14 protein-coding genes are annotated in these 16,247 nt (G+C 29.6%); 6 read left to right on the top strand and 8 right to left on the bottom strand.

The window, feature by feature from the left end:
- Positions 1-8: 8 nt before the first annotated feature.
- The 5 genes from AQ1685_RS06575 to AQ1685_RS06555 form a co-directional block, all read right to left on the bottom strand.
- Entirely contained in the window at positions 9-680 is a 672-nt protein-coding gene (locus AQ1685_RS06575; protein ID WP_095070560.1) for a hypothetical protein, read from the bottom strand.
- The gene (locus tag AQ1685_RS06570) at positions 673-1,989 is read right to left on the bottom strand and encodes a (Fe-S)-binding protein (protein ID WP_095070558.1); all 1,317 of its coding nucleotides are present in this window, start codon (positions 1,987-1,989) and stop codon (positions 673-675) included. Before AQ1685_RS06570 ends, AQ1685_RS06575 begins: the two co-directional genes overlap by 8 nt.
- Before the next feature lie 15 nt (positions 1,990-2,004).
- On the bottom strand, positions 2,005-2,604 hold the full coding sequence (locus AQ1685_RS06565; RefSeq protein ID WP_095070556.1) for a carboxymuconolactone decarboxylase family protein: 600 nt from the start codon (positions 2,602-2,604) through the stop codon (positions 2,005-2,007).
- 3 nt (positions 2,605-2,607) lie between these two features.
- Complete coding sequence (locus AQ1685_RS06560; RefSeq protein WP_095070555.1) at positions 2,608-3,576, bottom strand: MlaD family protein; 969 nt, start codon at positions 3,574-3,576, stop codon at positions 2,608-2,610.
- 66 nt (positions 3,577-3,642) lie between these two features.
- Positions 3,643-5,004 carry an N-acetylmuramoyl-L-alanine amidase family protein gene (locus AQ1685_RS06555; RefSeq protein ID WP_095070553.1) on the bottom strand — a complete coding sequence of 454 codons (1,362 nt, stop codon included), beginning with the start codon at positions 5,002-5,004 and terminating at the stop codon, positions 3,643-3,645.
- Positions 5,005-5,143: 139 nt separating this feature from the next.
- On the opposite strand from AQ1685_RS06555, the gene AQ1685_RS06550 reads away from it, so the two are divergent.
- The 4 genes from AQ1685_RS06550 to AQ1685_RS06535 all read left to right on the top strand — a co-directional run bounded on the left by AQ1685_RS06550 (position 5,144) and on the right by AQ1685_RS06535 (position 11,777).
- Positions 5,144-7,774 carry a putative LPS assembly protein LptD gene (locus AQ1685_RS06550; RefSeq protein WP_231970257.1) on the top strand — a complete coding sequence of 877 codons (2,631 nt, stop codon included), beginning with the start codon at positions 5,144-5,146 and terminating at the stop codon, positions 7,772-7,774.
- A 22-nt stretch (positions 7,775-7,796) separates the two neighbouring features.
- On the top strand, positions 7,797-8,180 hold the full coding sequence (locus tag AQ1685_RS06545) for a RidA family protein (protein ID WP_095070551.1): 384 nt from the start codon (positions 7,797-7,799) through the stop codon (positions 8,178-8,180).
- Positions 8,181-8,261: 81 nt separating this feature from the next.
- Complete coding sequence (locus tag AQ1685_RS06540; RefSeq protein ID WP_095070549.1) at positions 8,262-8,912, top strand: hypothetical protein; 651 nt, start codon at positions 8,262-8,264, stop codon at positions 8,910-8,912.
- Positions 8,913-8,969: 57 nt separating this feature from the next.
- Entirely contained in the window at positions 8,970-11,777 is a 2,808-nt protein-coding gene (locus tag AQ1685_RS06535) for a CHAT domain-containing protein (RefSeq protein WP_095070547.1), read from the top strand.
- Here the strand turns inward: AQ1685_RS06535 and AQ1685_RS06530 are convergent.
- Positions 11,760-12,479, bottom strand: coding sequence for a tetratricopeptide repeat protein (locus AQ1685_RS06530; RefSeq protein WP_095070545.1), 720 nt, complete (start codon positions 12,477-12,479; stop codon positions 11,760-11,762). The genes AQ1685_RS06535 and AQ1685_RS06530 overlap by 18 nt on opposite strands.
- A 314-nt stretch (positions 12,480-12,793) precedes the next feature.
- Here AQ1685_RS06530 and AQ1685_RS06525 point away from each other — a divergent pair, with 314 nt between their 5' ends.
- Together AQ1685_RS06525 and AQ1685_RS06520 are read left to right on the top strand one after the other, a co-directional pair.
- Positions 12,794-13,264 carry an outer membrane beta-barrel protein gene (locus AQ1685_RS06525; protein WP_095070543.1) on the top strand — a complete coding sequence of 157 codons (471 nt, stop codon included), beginning with the start codon at positions 12,794-12,796 and terminating at the stop codon, positions 13,262-13,264.
- Between the two features lie 32 nt (positions 13,265-13,296).
- Positions 13,297-14,013, top strand: a complete 717-nt coding sequence (locus AQ1685_RS06520; RefSeq protein ID WP_095070541.1) for a hypothetical protein — start codon at positions 13,297-13,299, stop codon at positions 14,011-14,013.
- 174 nt (positions 14,014-14,187) lie between these two features.
- On the opposite strand, the gene gap is transcribed toward AQ1685_RS06520, so the two are convergent.
- Positions 14,188-15,180, bottom strand: coding sequence for a type I glyceraldehyde-3-phosphate dehydrogenase (gap, locus tag AQ1685_RS06515; protein ID WP_095070539.1), 993 nt, complete (start codon positions 15,178-15,180; stop codon positions 14,188-14,190).
- A gap of 23 nt (positions 15,181-15,203) precedes the next feature.
- Positions 15,204-16,190 carry a 6-phosphofructokinase gene (pfkA, locus tag AQ1685_RS06510; RefSeq protein ID WP_095070537.1) on the bottom strand — a complete coding sequence of 329 codons (987 nt, stop codon included), beginning with the start codon at positions 16,188-16,190 and terminating at the stop codon, positions 15,204-15,206.
- Positions 16,191-16,247: the final 57 nt, after the last annotated feature.

Genomic DNA, 16,247 nt, shown 5'->3' with positions numbered 1-16,247 from the left:
TTTGATCTTTAATTTTCTTGTTTCTTCTTATTCTCTAGCATTAAATCCTGTTTGTATGTTTTAGCTTTTTCTAAAACAACCGAGGATAATATTTGATAAAATAGTGGCGAATCTGGATCGTAATTAATCATTACCCACTTATTTTTAGTTACCTTATCTTTAAGAACAATAGTCATTCTATTATTCATTAAAACATTCATTGCGTTATTGGAAATAAAAGTAACATCCATATCTTTAGATTTCATAACGCCTGCCATCACTTTTTTTGCTTCATCGTCAAAAGTTTGGTTATGAAAAGTCATTTTCATAGTCATATCATAAGTAATAAAAGCATATGATAGATTATTTTCACTCTCTTTGAATATTTTTGAGATTTTGAAATCAGGTGTTTCCTTTGGTATTTCAATAGAATATTCATTACCACCCTCAAAAGTACTTTTCAGGACAGTTTTCATTTGATCTTTAGAAATAATTTCAAAAACTTTGGGATGAGTCATTTCTAAAATAGCATCATAATCCCTACTATTCATATCTTCAAACATCTTGTTTGCTATCTGTCTTATTTCTCCTACTTCTTGAGCGAAAGCTGATGTAGAAAAAGATAAGAAACAAATAAGAAGACTAAAACAGTAATTTTTAATTAATCCTATTTTCATATTTGACATTTTAAGATTACTCATCTTTCCAGTTTAACCTATCCATTTGACTGTACTGCCAAGGCGCACCATTATTTTCGATGTTTGTCATCATCATGTTTAACTCTTGCGGTGCTGCAGATTCTTCCATTACTAAGTATCTTCTCATATCCATGATAATAGATAAAGGATCTATGTTTACTGGACATTCTTGTACACATGCATTACAGCTTGTACAAGCCCAAAGTTCTTCTCTAGTAATATAATCATCTAATAATTGCTTTCCATCAGACTTAAACACACCATCGTTAGCATCGATATTTTTCCCAACCTCTTCTAATCGATCACGAGTATCCATCATGATTTTACGAGGCGATAATTTTTTCCCTGTTAAATTCGCTGGACAAGATGAAGTACAACGTCCGCATTCAGTACATGTATATGCGTTCATTAACTGAACCCAGTTTAAATCTGTAACATCAGACGCTCCAAATTTTTCTGGTACTTCCTCATCTGCTCCATCTTCTGGCATTGCATAAGGATCTGCACTTGGATCCATCATCATTTTTACTTCGTTAGTTACAGACTCTAAGTTTGTAAATTCTCCTTTTGGTTTTAAGTTAGCAAAGAATGTGTTTGGGAAAGCCAATAAGATATGTAAATGCTTAGAGTAGTATAAATAGTTAAGGAAAATTAAAATTCCTACAATGTGTAACCACCAAGCTGTTTTTTCTATTGTATGTAAACTTTCAAGAGAAAAATCATTGAACCATGGTGCTATAAACTGAGAAATAATATTACCAGCTCCTGCCTCTTGAAAAGGTACATCTGTAGCATTCATTATTAAAAATAATGACATTAATACAACCTCAAAATACAGAATAATATTACCGTCTCTTTTTGGCCATCCTTTCATTTCTGCACTCCAGAAACGTTTGATTCTTTCAATATTTCTTCTGAACCAAAAGATAATTACTGCTACTAATACAAGTACAGATAGAATTTCAAAAGTTCCTATTAAGAACCCATAAATTCCATTTCCTAATGCTGGTTGAAATACACGATGAGTTCCAAATAATCCATCGATAACGATTTCGAGCACCTCTATATTAATAAGAATAAAACCTACATAGACCACTATATGTAGAACTCCTGATAATGGTCTAGTAACCATTTTGTATTGTCCTAAGGCAATTTTTGCCATATTTTTCCAACGTTCAGGTTTCCTATCCGTTCGATCTATATCCTTTCCTAATTTAATGTTACGAATTAACTTTCGAACATTCGTCACAAAATACCCTATACCTGCGATTAAAATAAATGCAAAAAAAATGTTTGGTACGTATTTCTCCATTTCCTTATTTGTTAGTTATTGATGTTTCCAATTATCTTCTTGAGAACTGTTAGGTGATAATCCTAAAATGTCTCCTTTTGTAGTTACTCCTAATCCTAAAACAGTTCTGTTCGCGTAATTAAAATAACTTACTACTTGATTTATTTCTAGAATTTCTGCATCAGAAATTCCATTTTCCTTAAGTTTATTTATGTCTTCTTCTTTGAGTTCTGAAGGATTTACAGTTAACTTTTCAGCATATTTTAATCCTTCAGCATAAGCAATTGATAACTCGTTAAAAGAATTTACTTTTAGTTCTTCTTTTATCTTACTTGCCTTGTTGTTATCATTTAATAATCGCTTTAGTCCTTCAAAATGGTGATCAATACAATATTCACAATGGTTTAGTATGCTTACGTAAACCCCAATAGTTTCTAAATACCACTTAGGTAAAGTATTATCGCTGTGATGTAATACTTTCTTGTAAATAGCCATATGACCTTCCATAGTATTTGATCTAAGACTATGAACCATCATAATATTATCTACATTATTATTTGGACCTGTTACGCGTTCGTAAAGTTTTTTTAGTTTTCCTTCTGCTTTTTCAAAAGGAATAATATTTATCCAACTCATTTATCATTTATCGTTACTCACATTCTTTTTGTTATTTTCTTCATTATATGGTTTTGGTTTTTTCCCAAATAATGAAAAATGAACAAAACGTTTAGGGTTTAATTTCATTTCCCTTAGCAACTCTTCCATTTCTTTTGTTGCATTAGCTAAGTTAGTGTATAGTTTATCATCAGAAACTAACTTACCTAAAGTACCTTTTCCTTCCTTCATTCCTAACAATAATCCGTTTGCATTATCGATAGTATTTTCTAACTTCTTAATTGTTTTTCCTAGTTCTGCTTTAGCTAAATCTTCGGTTATCTTAGAAACGTTTTCTGTAATTTTCTTTGTGTTATCTAGAGTAACACCAACCTTAACTTTATTGTCCTCAAGAAGTTTATTAATAGATCGCATTGTTTTGTTAAGGTTGTATACTGTTCCTTCAAAACCTAAAATACTTCTATTTAAACTATTTCTTGCTTCTTTATTAAGAGTTTGATTAAAACCAACAACTAAAGAATCAACATGCACAAGCACATTTTCTAATTTAGATTGAATTGGATTAAACTTTTCTCCAACTGCTGAGAATAAATCAGATTTAATTTCTCCTACAAGATAATCTCCTGAAACAGCCATTTCTCCTGTGTAATCTGGTATGATTGCTAAATTCTGTCCGCCCATTAATCCGGCAGGATAAATTTTAGCAATACTTTTATTAGAGAATTCAAAGTTATTTTGAAGTGAAAACTTTACAAGTAAGCTTCCCTTTTTTTCTGGATTAGTATTAAAAGTTATTTGATCTACTTTTCCAACTTGTAAACCATTAATAGTAACTATGCTTGCTTCACTAAGTCCGTTTATATTATCATATTCAACGAAAAAGTGACGAGCGCTACCTTTAAATACATCTTGTCTTTTTAAAAAATTATATCCCCAGATTCCTAAAGCTATAATTAATAAGGTTATTATCCCTGTTTTAAGTTCTTTTGACATAAGCAAAATTTACTACCGACGAAATTACTAATTATTTTTCGTAGAATAGAATAGATTTTTTCTAAATTACTGTTTTCTTAAGGCTTCTTTGACTGAAATCTTCTTTCCGTTTTCAAAAGCAACAATAAAGCAATCTTTATGTCCAGCTTTTCTAGCGACTTGAAAATTCTTTTTTACTTGCTTAAAACTTTGAGTGCTACCGAAATAATATTTATAATATTCATCGATCACTAGAACCTCAACATCTTCTAAACCTCTAAAATTAAAATTTTTGTTAGTTAAATATTCTCTTGAAGCTGCTATTTGAACTTTAAATTCTATGAGAGAAGGAACTGGTTCTTTTGGTTTTTCTGGTATTTGCTTTTCTTTTTCTTTAATTTTAGTTGACGTTTGAACCACCTCTTTTTCTTTTTTAGGTGTTTCTACTTTCTTTTTATCAGAATTAACTTTTACTGGTATTTTCTTAGTTTCTGTTTTAGCAACAACTACAGGTGTTTTCTTGCTTGTTTTAGAATTATCTTTAGCTGTATTTTTTACTCTTTCATAAGTTACTTTACGCTCTACAGTATTTTTTATTTTAGGATTATTTGTTTTTCCAGAAGATTTCACTTTTACTGTAGATTTTGTTTCTTCTCCAACAGTATTCAACTTTAATTGTTTGATATATCTTTCAATTGCATCTGTTATGGAATTAGCCATACGAGCTTGTCCCACTTGTGAATTTAAAAATCGTCCTTCGGCTTTGTTGGTTAAAAATCCAAGTTCTATTAACACACTTGGCATCACAGTTTCACGTAATACTAGAAAGTTATTTTGTTTTACACTTCGATCAAATCGTTTTGCATTTGAAAAATTATTCTGTACTAATTGAGCAAATGCTAAACTTTCATCTAAATTTTCTTCTTGTTGAATTGAAAGATTAATTACTGCTTCGGGTGAATCTGGATTATAATCATAATTCTTTTTATAATTCGCCTCTAATTTAATTACCGCATTCTCTCTTTTAGCTATTTCTAAGTTTTGTCGATTACCACTTAATCCTAATACAAAGGTACCTGCTCCAAATGCTTTAGCACTTCGATAGGAATCACAATGTATCGAAACAAATAAATCAGCCTTGCTTTCATTTGCTATCTTAGCTCTGTTATGTAATTCTACAAAGACATCTTTTTTCCTTGTGTAAATAACCTTAATATCTTTATTTTTTCTTTCCAAGGCTTTACCTACTAATAAAACAACTTTTAAAGCTATTTTTGATTCTTTATAACCATTACCTAAGTTCCCTGGATCTTTTCCTCCATGCCCTGCATCTAAGACAACAGTATACTTTTTCTGTGAATATGAATCATTTACATGAGCTACGAATACAAACAGAAAAGTTAGTAAATATGTATTAATATGATATTTGGTGAATTTTAAGAATTGCATCAATAAAATTTAACTATTTTTGGCTTCTGTTATTTGGCACTTCAAACATTGAGCCATACTTTTATTAAACACAAAAATAGCATTTATCGAATTGAAAGCAAATTCATTGTACATACTTTTAATTTTATCATTTTTTTGTTTGAAAATAAATTTTGCTCAAGAAATTGGAAAAGATAAAATTCCGAATCAACCAGTTGTAAAAAGAGACTCTGCTAAAGCTCTGGTAAAGAATTCAAAACTTAATATAAAAAAAGATAGTATTCCAACTATTAAGTCTGATTCCATTGTAAAAGATTCAATAATTAAACCTAAAGAAGTTATTGATCATATCATTACACATGATGCTGAAGACTACACCATACAGGATGCCAAAAATAAAACCGTTACATTATATAATAATGCACATTTAGTATATGGTGATATAGACTTGAAGGCTGGTAAGATTATTATTAGTTATAAGAACAATACAGTTTATGCTACTGGTATAAAAGATAGTACTGGATATGCACAACGTCCAGTTTTTAAACAAGGCGGACAAGAATCTGAACAAGACTCTATTCTTTTCAATTTTAAAACAAAAAAAGCCTTAGTTTATGGTGTAAAAACGGTGCAAGGTGAAATGATAACTTATGGTGAAAAAACCAAAAAGGTTAATGATTCTACCATATATATGAGTAGGCTTCGTTTCACCACTTCAAAAAAAGATAGACCAGATTATCATATTGCAACAAATAAGGCTAAGTTAGTGCCTGGTAAAAAAATTATCGTGGGAGGAAGTAATTTAGTAATCGCAGATGTTCCTACACCTTTATATTTACCTTTCGCTTATTTTCCTTTAACAGAGAAAAGATCTTCAGGATTTATTATTCCTTCTTGGGGAGAAAACAATCAGCAAGGTTTCTTTTTACAAAATGGAGGATATTATTTCGCTATTAACGATTATTTTGACTTAGAACTTACTAGTGACATATACTCTAATGGAAGTTGGGCATTAAATGCAAGTTCAAATTATAATTTACGTTATAAATTTTCTGGTGGTGTGAGTATTCGTTTTCAAAATCTAACCAATAGTATTAGAGGTTTTAGTGATTTTTCTAAATCGACAAACTTTAATATTACGTGGAATCATCAGCAAGATCCAAAATCGAGTCCAAATTCCAATCTTAGAGCGCGTGTAAATGTAAGTAGTAGTAGCCAATTTTTTAGACAATCTTTAAATCAAATTGATCAAAATCAAACCTTAAGAAACTCATTTGACTCATCTATAAGTTACTATAAAAAGTTTGTTGGTACTCCATTCAATATGAATGTTACTCTAACTCATAGTCAGAACTCAAATAATAATATTGTAAATCTTACACTACCTAGTTTACAGGTAAATATGGATAGAATTTATCCTTTTGCTGGTACTGGTGGTGTAAAGAAAAATGCGTTACAAAAAATAGGTGTTACGTATACTTTACAAGGAAGATATAGTATTAGTACTGAAGAAGATAATTTTTTCACTTCAAAAATGTTTGAAGATGCAAGAGCTGGTGTTCAACATGAAGTTCGAGCGAACACAAATATTAAAGCTTTTAAATATTTTACTTTATCTCCTAACTTTAATTACACCGACATTTGGAATTTTGCAACCATAAAAAAAAGATTTGATCCTGAACAAAACAGAGCTGTAAATGATACTATTAATGGTTTCAAACGCTTTAACAGATATAACTTTGGTGTAGGTTTAACTACTAATATATATGGTGATTTTAAATTTAAAGGAAGAATAAAAGCAATTCGTCATACTGTTCGACCAACAGTTTCTTGGAGTTATGCTCCAAACTTTGCTGCTCCTTTTCAGGAACGAGTTAGAGACAGATCTGGAATTATTACTTATACTCCTTTTGATGATAATATTGGAATTTTTGGGCAACCCAGTAGTGGTGTTTCTAACCTATTAAATTTTGGTATAAATAATGTAATAGAAGCTAAAGTGAAACCTGGTGAAGATGATGATTCTGAAGAGGATAAAAAAATAACAATCCTTAATAACTTAAATTTTAACACCAGTTATAATATGGCTGCAGACAGTTTACGATGGAGTAATGTAAACTTTTCTGCTGGAACACAATTGTTTAAAAATAAAATGTCTGTCAACTTATCTGGTAGTTTAGACCCTTATCAAGTTACCTCTCAAGGAGTTCGGATAGATAAATTTAATTCTTCTCTTTTTAGATTAAGTAGCGCTACATTAACTGCTAACTATAGTTTCTCTAGTAAAGATTTTGATAAGGATAATAAAGACAATAAAAATCAAAATAACAATCCTAATAATCCTCCTGATGTTTTTGGAATAAATGACAATCAAGCTATTAATGGATTTTCTACACAACAGCCTTCAAGACCTGGCGAAGTGAAGGAAAAAACAGCAGATTTATATCGTTCTAAAATACCTTGGAATTTAAGTTTTGTATATTCTACTAATTATTCTAACAACGGATTTAATAGAGCTGGTATTCAAAATCATACAGTAGGTTTTAACGGAAGTATAGATTTGACTCCTAAATGGAAAGTTAATTTTAGATCTTCTTATGATATTTTGAATGGTGCTTTTTCATTTACCACTTTAAATTTCTCTAGAGATTTAGATAGCTGGCGATTCAACTTTAACTGGGTTCCGTTTGGAAACTTTACTTCATATAACTTTTTTATTGGAGTTAAATCATCGATGTTAAGCGATTTGAAATGGGATAAACGTCAACCACCAGATAGAAGATTATTCTAAAACATAAACCAACTTTATTCTAATGAAAAAAATAATAAATACTAAAAACGCTCCAGCTCCGATAGGACCATACAATCAAGCAGTTTTAACTGGAAACACTTTATATACTTCTGGACAAATAGCTATTAACCCTGAAACTGGAGAATTAGTTTTAAATGATATTAAATCAGAAACTAAACAAGTTTTAGAAAACATGAAAGCTGTTTTAACTGAAGCAGGAATGACATTTGATAACGTAGTTAAAACTTCAATTTTTATTTCTGATATGCACAATTTCTCAGCTATAAACGAAGTTTACGCAACTTATTTTGATGAAAATACTGCTCCTGCTAGAGAAACTGTAGAAGTTGCAAACCTTCCGAAATTTGTGAATGTTGAGATCAGTATGATTGCCATAAAAAGCTAATTATTATTTTTTTCTTTTTTTTGTGTTAACTTTTGAAGTTTAGTTTATACTAACGTTTAGGAACATATAATTTAACACAAAATGAAAACATCACTAATTAAACTATTAATTGTACCAGTTTTAATTTTTTCTTGTTCAAATAACTCAGAGCTAGAAAATATAGATGAAACTATTACTTCTAATGAAAACAAAAAAGTTTTACTTATTAGAAGTGAAGAACCTAATCAGGATAATTCTTACTATGAAGAGGATTTGTATATTTTTTATTTAGAAAATACAATTGTAAAACAGCACAAATTAAAAGAAGATCTACTCCTTAAAATTGAACAAGGCGAAGAGGAATTGATTGAAAAACTAGAGGCGTTACAAAAAAGTATAGAAAAAAATCAGCAGACGCTTAAATTTTTCAGAATACGTCCAAGAGTACCAGGTTTACCTCCTCCACCAGTACCTTGTCCTAAAAAGATAACAAGTTGTAGAATACCTTTAAGTAGTTATAATTTTATCGTCACAAACAAAGATCTTAAAGGAATTTTAGTAAAAATTAAAACTAAAGAAGGAGAAGTTATTAGTTATAACAAAGAATTATTTCCTGCTGAAAATTTTGAAGGATTACCAACTATTAGATTGGAGAAAAAAGATTATTCTGGTGATGTAACATTAAGTATTACTAAGTTTTCACCAGTACATGAAAGAGAAATTACTTATGACATTAACGCAACTATAGATTAATAAAAATTCCTCTATTCATTAAATAATTAGTAGTTTAGCTTCATACCAAACTGGATTATGAGAGCTAAACTACTTTTTTTATTCCTCCTACTCTACTTTTTTTCTGAAGCGCAAAACGATTCTATAAACACTCTAAAATTTGAAAAACATACAGCTGATGCTTATCGCTATATATATTCTAATCAAGACAGCGCTTATTACTATTTTAACGAAGCTTTAAAGTTAGCGAATCAACAAAAATGGTATGATAGTAAAGCTAATGTATTGTCGTACATAATTTATGTTAGTGATTATCATTACAACTTGCCTGTTTTAAAAAGTAACTTAAATAACTTAGAAAAATTACTAAAGCAAAATAGAGATTCATTTCCTGCTGAAAACTATGATGGAATGTTATCACATCTTGAATTAAATAAAGGGAATTATTATTTTAAATTAGAAGATTACAAACGATCTAAACCTATTTTTTTAAAGTTATACAACACATTAAAATCGCAAACTAACTCTAAAGAAAATATTACAAATCTAAGTAGTATTTATTCTTTTTTAACCAGTATATACACAAGTGAAGGGAAATATAATTCTGCTATTAATTTTCACGATAAAGCCAATCTTCTTTTAGAAAAATATCCTGATTTTTTTGAAGATGTTGAATCTAGAAAAATGTTACTGAAAGGTTACATGGCTAAAATTTACAATTCCCGTAAGCAGTACGATAAAGGAATTAGTTTATTAAGAGAACTTCTACAGTTTTACAAACAAAAAAATTATACCAACTCACTTATCACTTCTTATCAAGCTTTAATAAACGCATACACACTTTCTAATAATACCGATGAAGCACTTCAACTCTTATCAAATTCAGAAAAAGTGTATCGAAAAAAAGATCCTTTTTACAAGATTCTTCTCGAATTATACGGTGATGTATACGCAAAAAAAGGTGCCCATGTAGATGCTTTGCATTACTATAACCAAAGTTTACAAGCCTACAAAATATATAGAAATAATAGTAAACATATTGACATCGCTTTAATTTTACATAAAATAGCCGATATTCATTATCGATCTGAAGATTATGAAAAAGCTTTAATCATTGTAAATAAAGCCATTGAAAATTTGACTTTTATAGGAGATAAAAACGATTCAGAAAATCTGTCTATTCAGCAAATTTTCACCAATGGTAATACTATTAAAATCCTACATTTAAAATCAAAAATACTCACTAAATTTTATGAGAACTCTATAAACGTTAGCTATTTAGAAAAAGCACTGACTACAAGTCTATTTACAATTAAGGTTCTCGATGAAATTAAACCTACTTTGGAACATAAAAATGATAAACAATTTCTAATTAATAATGTGTATCCAATTTTTGAAACTGCTTTAAATGAGTGTTTCTTGCTCTATAATAAAACACAAGAAATCTCTTACTTAAATCATGCTTTCTTTATATTAGAGAAGAGTAAATCCACACAACTCTTAGAGGTTTTAAACCTGACTAAAGCTATAATTTTCAATAATATCCCTCAGGAACTTATTGATAAAGAGCAACAATTACAAGCGAATATTTCTAAAATAGAAACCGATATTTATGTATCAAAAACTTCTAAAGAAAAACAAAAAGAACTCATTGAAGCCAGAGAGATATATAACAACTACTTAGATTCTATAAAAGTAACACAACCCAAATATCATAACTTAAAATATAATTATGAGGTTATTTCCTTAGATAAAATAAAATCTAACTTATCTAAATCTGAAGGTAAGATTTCTTTCTTGTATGGAAAAAAACATATTTATCAGTTCATAATTACTAAGAATAATATCGACTTTTTAAGATTTGAAAATAATGCAAAATTTCAAAAAGAAGTGTTGCTTTTTTATGAAATAGTTTCAAACTTTAAAAACAAATACCAGAATAAAAGTTCTTATGAGTTATACGATAAATTAATCCCTGATGTTATAAAAAACAAAGCTGACTTAACTATTTTACCAGATGGTTTTTTACACTATATTCCATTTGAAGCTTTATCAATTTCTCCTAAGGAAATTGACTATGTAGTTAATTCTAAAACGATAAGTTATGGTAACTCTTTTACTCTACAAGAAGAAATAAATCAGATTCAATACAATCATGACAACGCAAATAAAATATTGGCTGTAGCTCCTGAGTTTAACAATACCAACACTAATGCTGTTAGTAGAGCAGATTTTAGTCCGTTAATTTTTAACAAAAGAGAAGTCGAAAATATTGCTCGCATTTTTAAAACCGATACTATTATAGGTAAAGATGCAATACTCAATAATATTGAAAGTAAATTAAAAGACTATCAAATTTTACATTTTGCTACTCATGCTTCTGCTAACGATGAATTTCCTGATTTTTCATATTTAGCTTTTACCCCCAACAAAAAGCAAAGTAACTTATGGTATGTTAAAGATATTTATAATACAAAGCTAAATGCAGATTTGGTCACTTTAAGCGCTTGCCAAACAGGAATTGGAAAATTAGAAAATGGAGAAGGTAGTATCAGTTTAGCAAGAGCCTTTACCTTTGCAGGAGCAAAATCGCTAGTAAAGAGTTTATGGAAAGTAAATGATAAATCTTCAGCTGAAATAATGAGTACTTTTTACAGTGAGTTAAATAAAGGATCTAGTAAATCTAAAGCGCTACAAAATGCAAAAAAAGATTACTTACAGAAAAGTATTAAAGAACTAAAACATCCGTTTTTTTGGGCTGGCTTTGTTATAAATGGTAATACGGATGCAATAGTTAATACTAACTATTACTGGTTGTTTTATGTAATCCTTCCACTAGTTTTAATTCTTATTTTCAAAAAACGTTTTTCACAACTTTTCAAGTAAATCTTTAGCATCTTTATTTTTAAAACCTTGAGAAAGTCTTATCACTATACTAAGATGTTTTTTTGTGTGATTTTTTTTATTCAATGCTAAATTTCCTAGAGCTAGGTACCAATGCGCATGAGAAATATACTTTCCTTGTGTTGTTAAATATTCTTGCAATATTAAATTTGCTTTTTCAAACTCTTTAACGGCTAAATAAGAAATTCCTATATACAAGAACATTTCTTCATTATTTGTTTTATTATATACTTTTTTAAACCCTTCAATAGCTTTGAAAAACTCCTTATTTTCATAATAAATAAATGCCTCTTTCCCTAGACTATTCCTTAAATCATCTCTATTTAATGGATAAATTACATTTTCGAATATTGTAAAATTTTGGGTGTATAAATCTGTATGATAGTCATCTGAGGAAATAAAAAAAGATGCGCCTATACATGTTAAAATTGCTATTGATGCTGCCAATAACCATTTCAAAGAAAAACTGACTGAATTTTTCTTAAAATTTTCTCTTTCGATACCCTGTAAATACTTTTTAATGTTTTCTCTTTCTAAGATAGCAATTGCTGTTGCTACATTTTTTTGGAAATAAAATTCTTTATAGAAATCAGAATCATTTTTAAGTAATTTCTCTAAAATTAAACGTTCTTCTGATGACAATGAATTTTGAAAATATTTATCAATTAAGGAGGATTTATTCATTTACTATTCTGTTTAATATTTTATTCAAACAATGATTTAATAGGAGTATTGTTAAATATATTATTGAATATATTTTGATAATTAATGTATTAGCTCAAAAAAAGTAAACAAATTTCTTTATCAATTTTTATTTAAAGTAATTATGATTGTACATAGCTGCATCTAGCTTGATAAGAACTAAAAATTGAATTGACATTTCAATCTTATTTATCTGTAAATACTCCGTCAGCTTATAAAATTCAAAAAAAAGTTTCTTAAAATGTTTACCTCTTTCTTTTTTCATCATTAAAGGATGTAAAACAACAAATAATACGATGAAAAAATTAACATTTACTTTTTTATTTATGATGATTTCAATAGCAATGTTTTCACAAACAAAAGTTGGAATCCAAGCTGCATACGGAACTAGCGCTGAATTTGGAATTGGTGCTAAAGCTACGTTTAGAATAACTGATAAATTTCACGCTTCTCCATCATTCAATTATTTCTTTGGAGAAAGTACTCAAGGAGCTAGCTCTTCTTTAATTGGAATTAATGCAGATGCACATTACGTACTATCACAAAAAGATGGATTATCGTTATATCCATTGGCTGGTTTAAACGTAACTCGATCTAGTGCTTCCGCTTTTGGTTTTAGTGCTTCAGTCACTGAAATAGGATTTAACGTTGGTGGTGGTTTAAACTACAACTTATCTTCTTCTTTAACTGGTGTATTTGAAGCTAAATATGTTTTAAGTGCATTTGATCAAGCCTTATTTAGTATAGGTGTTATGTATAACTTATAAATAAAAACGACAAACAATAAAAAACAGAAACAATGAAAAATTTAAAAAACTTTTTAATCGCATTTAGTTTAGTAGCGCTAACAGCATGTAGTGATAGTGATGATGACACTAATCTTATAAATGATAGAGATCTTTCAGAAGTTAATGATAGTCTTGTAGAGGAAATTACTTCTATAGAATTACCTAGTAATTTAACCAGTAGTTCTAATACAGGAGCTCAACAAACTGTAGCCATATTTGGAACTTTTCAAGCATTAGGTACATCTTTCACTTCATTGTTTGCTATTCCTTCTAATGCAGTTGAGCAAAGAACAAATTTAGCTTCTAGAAATAGTAATGCTTCAAATTCTCAGACATATACTTGGTCAGATGGTATTACTACTGTAAACTACAACATTACTGAATTAGTAGATCGATTTACTTTTGTTTATAATGTGGAAGGTCCTGAATTTAATGGTAAATTCATGGATGGATATAATTTAAAAGACGGTAGCCTTGCTGAATTTAATATATACGATACTGAAAATGGAGGTGTTGCCTTAAATTTTAGATTATCTGTTACTGAAACTTCAGTTACTTGTGAGTTCACCGATAACCAAGGAAGTAGATTTGTATTAGTTTCTAATAGTGACAACTCTGGAAGTCTTGAAATTTTTGAAAATAATACACTTACAATCAAATCTTCTTGGAATGCTAATGGTAACGGTACCTTAACTGATTTTTCAACTGGTGAAACTTTCACTTGGTAAAAATAATTTGTTTTCATATTAATTATTTTAATTTTAAAAAGGCTCATTGGTCTTAATAAATGAAAAATGGGCCTTTAATCTTATTAAAACATCTCATATAATCCTTATAAAATAATACCCCATAAAAAAAGCACCTTAAATAAGGTGCTTTTTATTCATTTCAAATATTTCTAATTATAATGAAGCTGCATGCTCTAATAAGTCTACAATCTTAGTAGCATAGCCATATTCATTATCATACCAAGAAATCACTTTAAAGAAGTTCTCATTTAACTCGATACTTGCTCCAGCATCAACAATAGAAGTTCTAATATCAGAAACAAAATCTTGAGAAACCACTTCATCAGTTGTATAACCAATTACATTTTTTAATTCCCCTTTAGAAGCTTCTTCTAACTTAGCTAAAATTTCATTTAGTGATGTAGCTTCTTTTGTTCTGAAAGTTAAATCTACTAAAGATACATCTGCAGTAGGAACACGAACAGCCATACCTGTTAACTTTCCTTCTAAAGCAGGAATAACCTTAGTAACTGCAACAGCAGCTCCGGTAGAAGTAGGTATCATATTACGTAATACAGAACGACCTCTTCTCCACTTAGAATTTGGTCCATCTACAGCATCTTGACCAGAAGTTGCAGCATGTATTGTAGTCATTAATCCTTCTTCTAAACCAAAATTATCATGAATTACTTTAGCTAAAGGAGCTAAACAATTAGTTGTACAAGAAGCGTTAGATATTATAGTTTCATCTGCTGTTAATGTATCATGGTTAACTCCCATTACATACATGTTAGCATCTTTAGATGGTGCAGAAATTATTACTTTTTTTGCTCCACCTTTAATATGTAAATTAGCTTTTTCTTTAGTTAAAAAGAAACCTGTAGATTCAATAACATACTCAGCACCAACTTCATCCCACTTTAAGTTCTCTGGATTTCTGTCGGCAGTAATTCTAATTGTTTGTCCATTTACAACCAAATTACCATCTTTTACTTCTACAGTTCCATTGAAACGACCATGAACAGAATCATATCTTAATAAATAAGCTAAGTAATCTACATCTAATAAATCGTTAATTGCAACTATCTGAATATTGTCTCTTTGGATCGCAGAACGGAAAGCTAATCTTCCTATTCTTCCGAATCCATTAATTCCTATTTTAATCATTTTTATTGTTTGTTTTATTTGATTTATGTCGTCATGATATCCGACACTCTTAATAATTCTTTATCTATTGAGTTTTGTCCCTTGATTGCTTTTTCTAAATCAGTCGAAACAACTTCGTTATCCTTTAAACCTACCATTACATTAGATTTACCATCAATTAGTAGTTCGACAGCTCTAACACCTAATCTAGAAGCTAAAACGCGATCGAAACAGGTTGGTGAACCTCCTCTTTGCATGTGTCCTAAAACAGAAACTCTAACTTCGTACTCTGGCATATTCTCCTCTACATAATCTGCAAGTTGATAAACATTTTTACCTGATTTATCACCTTCTGCAACAACCACGATACTAGACGACTTTCCTGATCTTCTACTTTTCTTTAAAGATTCTAGCATACGTTCTAAACCTAAATCTTCTTCAGGAATTAAAATCTCTTCAGCTCCTGCTCCAACTCCAGTATTTAAAGCTATAAAACCTGCATCTCTTCCCATTACTTCAACAAAAAATAATCTGTTATGAGAAGAAGCTGTGTCTCTAATTTTATCTATAGCTTCCATTGCTGTATTCAAAGCTGTGTCGTAACCTAAAGTATGAGAAGTTCCATAAATATCGTTATCTATTGTCCCTGGAATACCAATTACAGGAAAATTATATTCACTATTAAAAACAACGCCTCCTGTAAAAGAACCATCACCTCCAATAATTACTAATCCTTCTATGCCTTCTTCTTTAAGGTTTTCATAAGCTTTCGCTCTACCTTCTTTAGTCATGAATTCTTTAGAACGAGCTGATTTTAAAATCGTTCCTCCTTTGTGAATTATATTGTTGACACTACGAGCTGACATTGGAGTGAAATCTCCTTCAATCATCCCTTGATATCCTCTATATATTCCGATACATTCTGTTCGATAATATGCTGCTGCCCTTACAACAGATCTTATTGCTGCATTCATCCCTGGAGAATCTCCTCCAGAAGTCATAACTGCTATCTTTTTTACTTTTTGTCCCATAAATGTTGATATCAAAGTTACTTATATTTTGCTGTTTTCTGAGATAAAAATGCGAAA

This window comes from Tenacibaculum jejuense (assembly GCF_900198195.1).
GTDB classification, from domain to species: Bacteria; Bacteroidota; Bacteroidia; order Flavobacteriales; family Flavobacteriaceae; genus Polaribacter; species Polaribacter jejuensis.
This window is presented reverse-complemented; position numbering and strand designations above follow the sequence as displayed.

What these genes read in the sequence shown, in the direction of transcription:
- AQ1685_RS06575 (WP_095070560.1), bottom strand. Translation starts at nt 680, where the DNA reads ATGAGTAATCTTAAAATGTCAAATATGAAAATAGGATTAATTAAAAAT.
- AQ1685_RS06560 (WP_095070555.1), bottom strand. Translation starts at nt 3,576, where the DNA reads ATGTCAAAAGAACTTAAAACAGGGATAATAACCTTATTAATTATAGCT.
- gap (WP_095070539.1), bottom strand. Translation starts at nt 15,180, where the DNA reads ATGATTAAAATAGGAATTAATGGATTCGGAAGAATAGGAAGATTAGCT.
- AQ1685_RS06540 (WP_095070549.1), top strand. Translation starts at nt 8,262, where the DNA reads ATGAAAACATCACTAATTAAACTATTAATTGTACCAGTTTTAATTTTT.
- AQ1685_RS06530 (WP_095070545.1), bottom strand. Translation starts at nt 12,479, where the DNA reads ATGAATAAATCCTCCTTAATTGATAAATATTTTCAAAATTCATTGTCA.
- AQ1685_RS06525 (WP_095070543.1), top strand. Translation starts at nt 12,794, where the DNA reads ATGAAAAAATTAACATTTACTTTTTTATTTATGATGATTTCAATAGCA.
- AQ1685_RS06520 (WP_095070541.1), top strand. Translation starts at nt 13,297, where the DNA reads ATGAAAAATTTAAAAAACTTTTTAATCGCATTTAGTTTAGTAGCGCTA.
- AQ1685_RS06570 (WP_095070558.1), bottom strand. Translation starts at nt 1,989, where the DNA reads ATGGAGAAATACGTACCAAACATTTTTTTTGCATTTATTTTAATCGCA.
- AQ1685_RS06565 (WP_095070556.1), bottom strand. Translation starts at nt 2,604, where the DNA reads ATGAGTTGGATAAATATTATTCCTTTTGAAAAAGCAGAAGGAAAACTA.
- AQ1685_RS06555 (WP_095070553.1), bottom strand. Translation starts at nt 5,004, where the DNA reads ATGCAATTCTTAAAATTCACCAAATATCATATTAATACATATTTACTA.
- AQ1685_RS06545 (WP_095070551.1), top strand. Translation starts at nt 7,797, where the DNA reads ATGAAAAAAATAATAAATACTAAAAACGCTCCAGCTCCGATAGGACCA.
- pfkA (WP_095070537.1), bottom strand. Translation starts at nt 16,190, where the DNA reads ATGGGACAAAAAGTAAAAAAGATAGCAGTTATGACTTCTGGAGGAGAT.
- AQ1685_RS06535 (WP_095070547.1), top strand. Translation starts at nt 8,970, where the DNA reads ATGAGAGCTAAACTACTTTTTTTATTCCTCCTACTCTACTTTTTTTCT.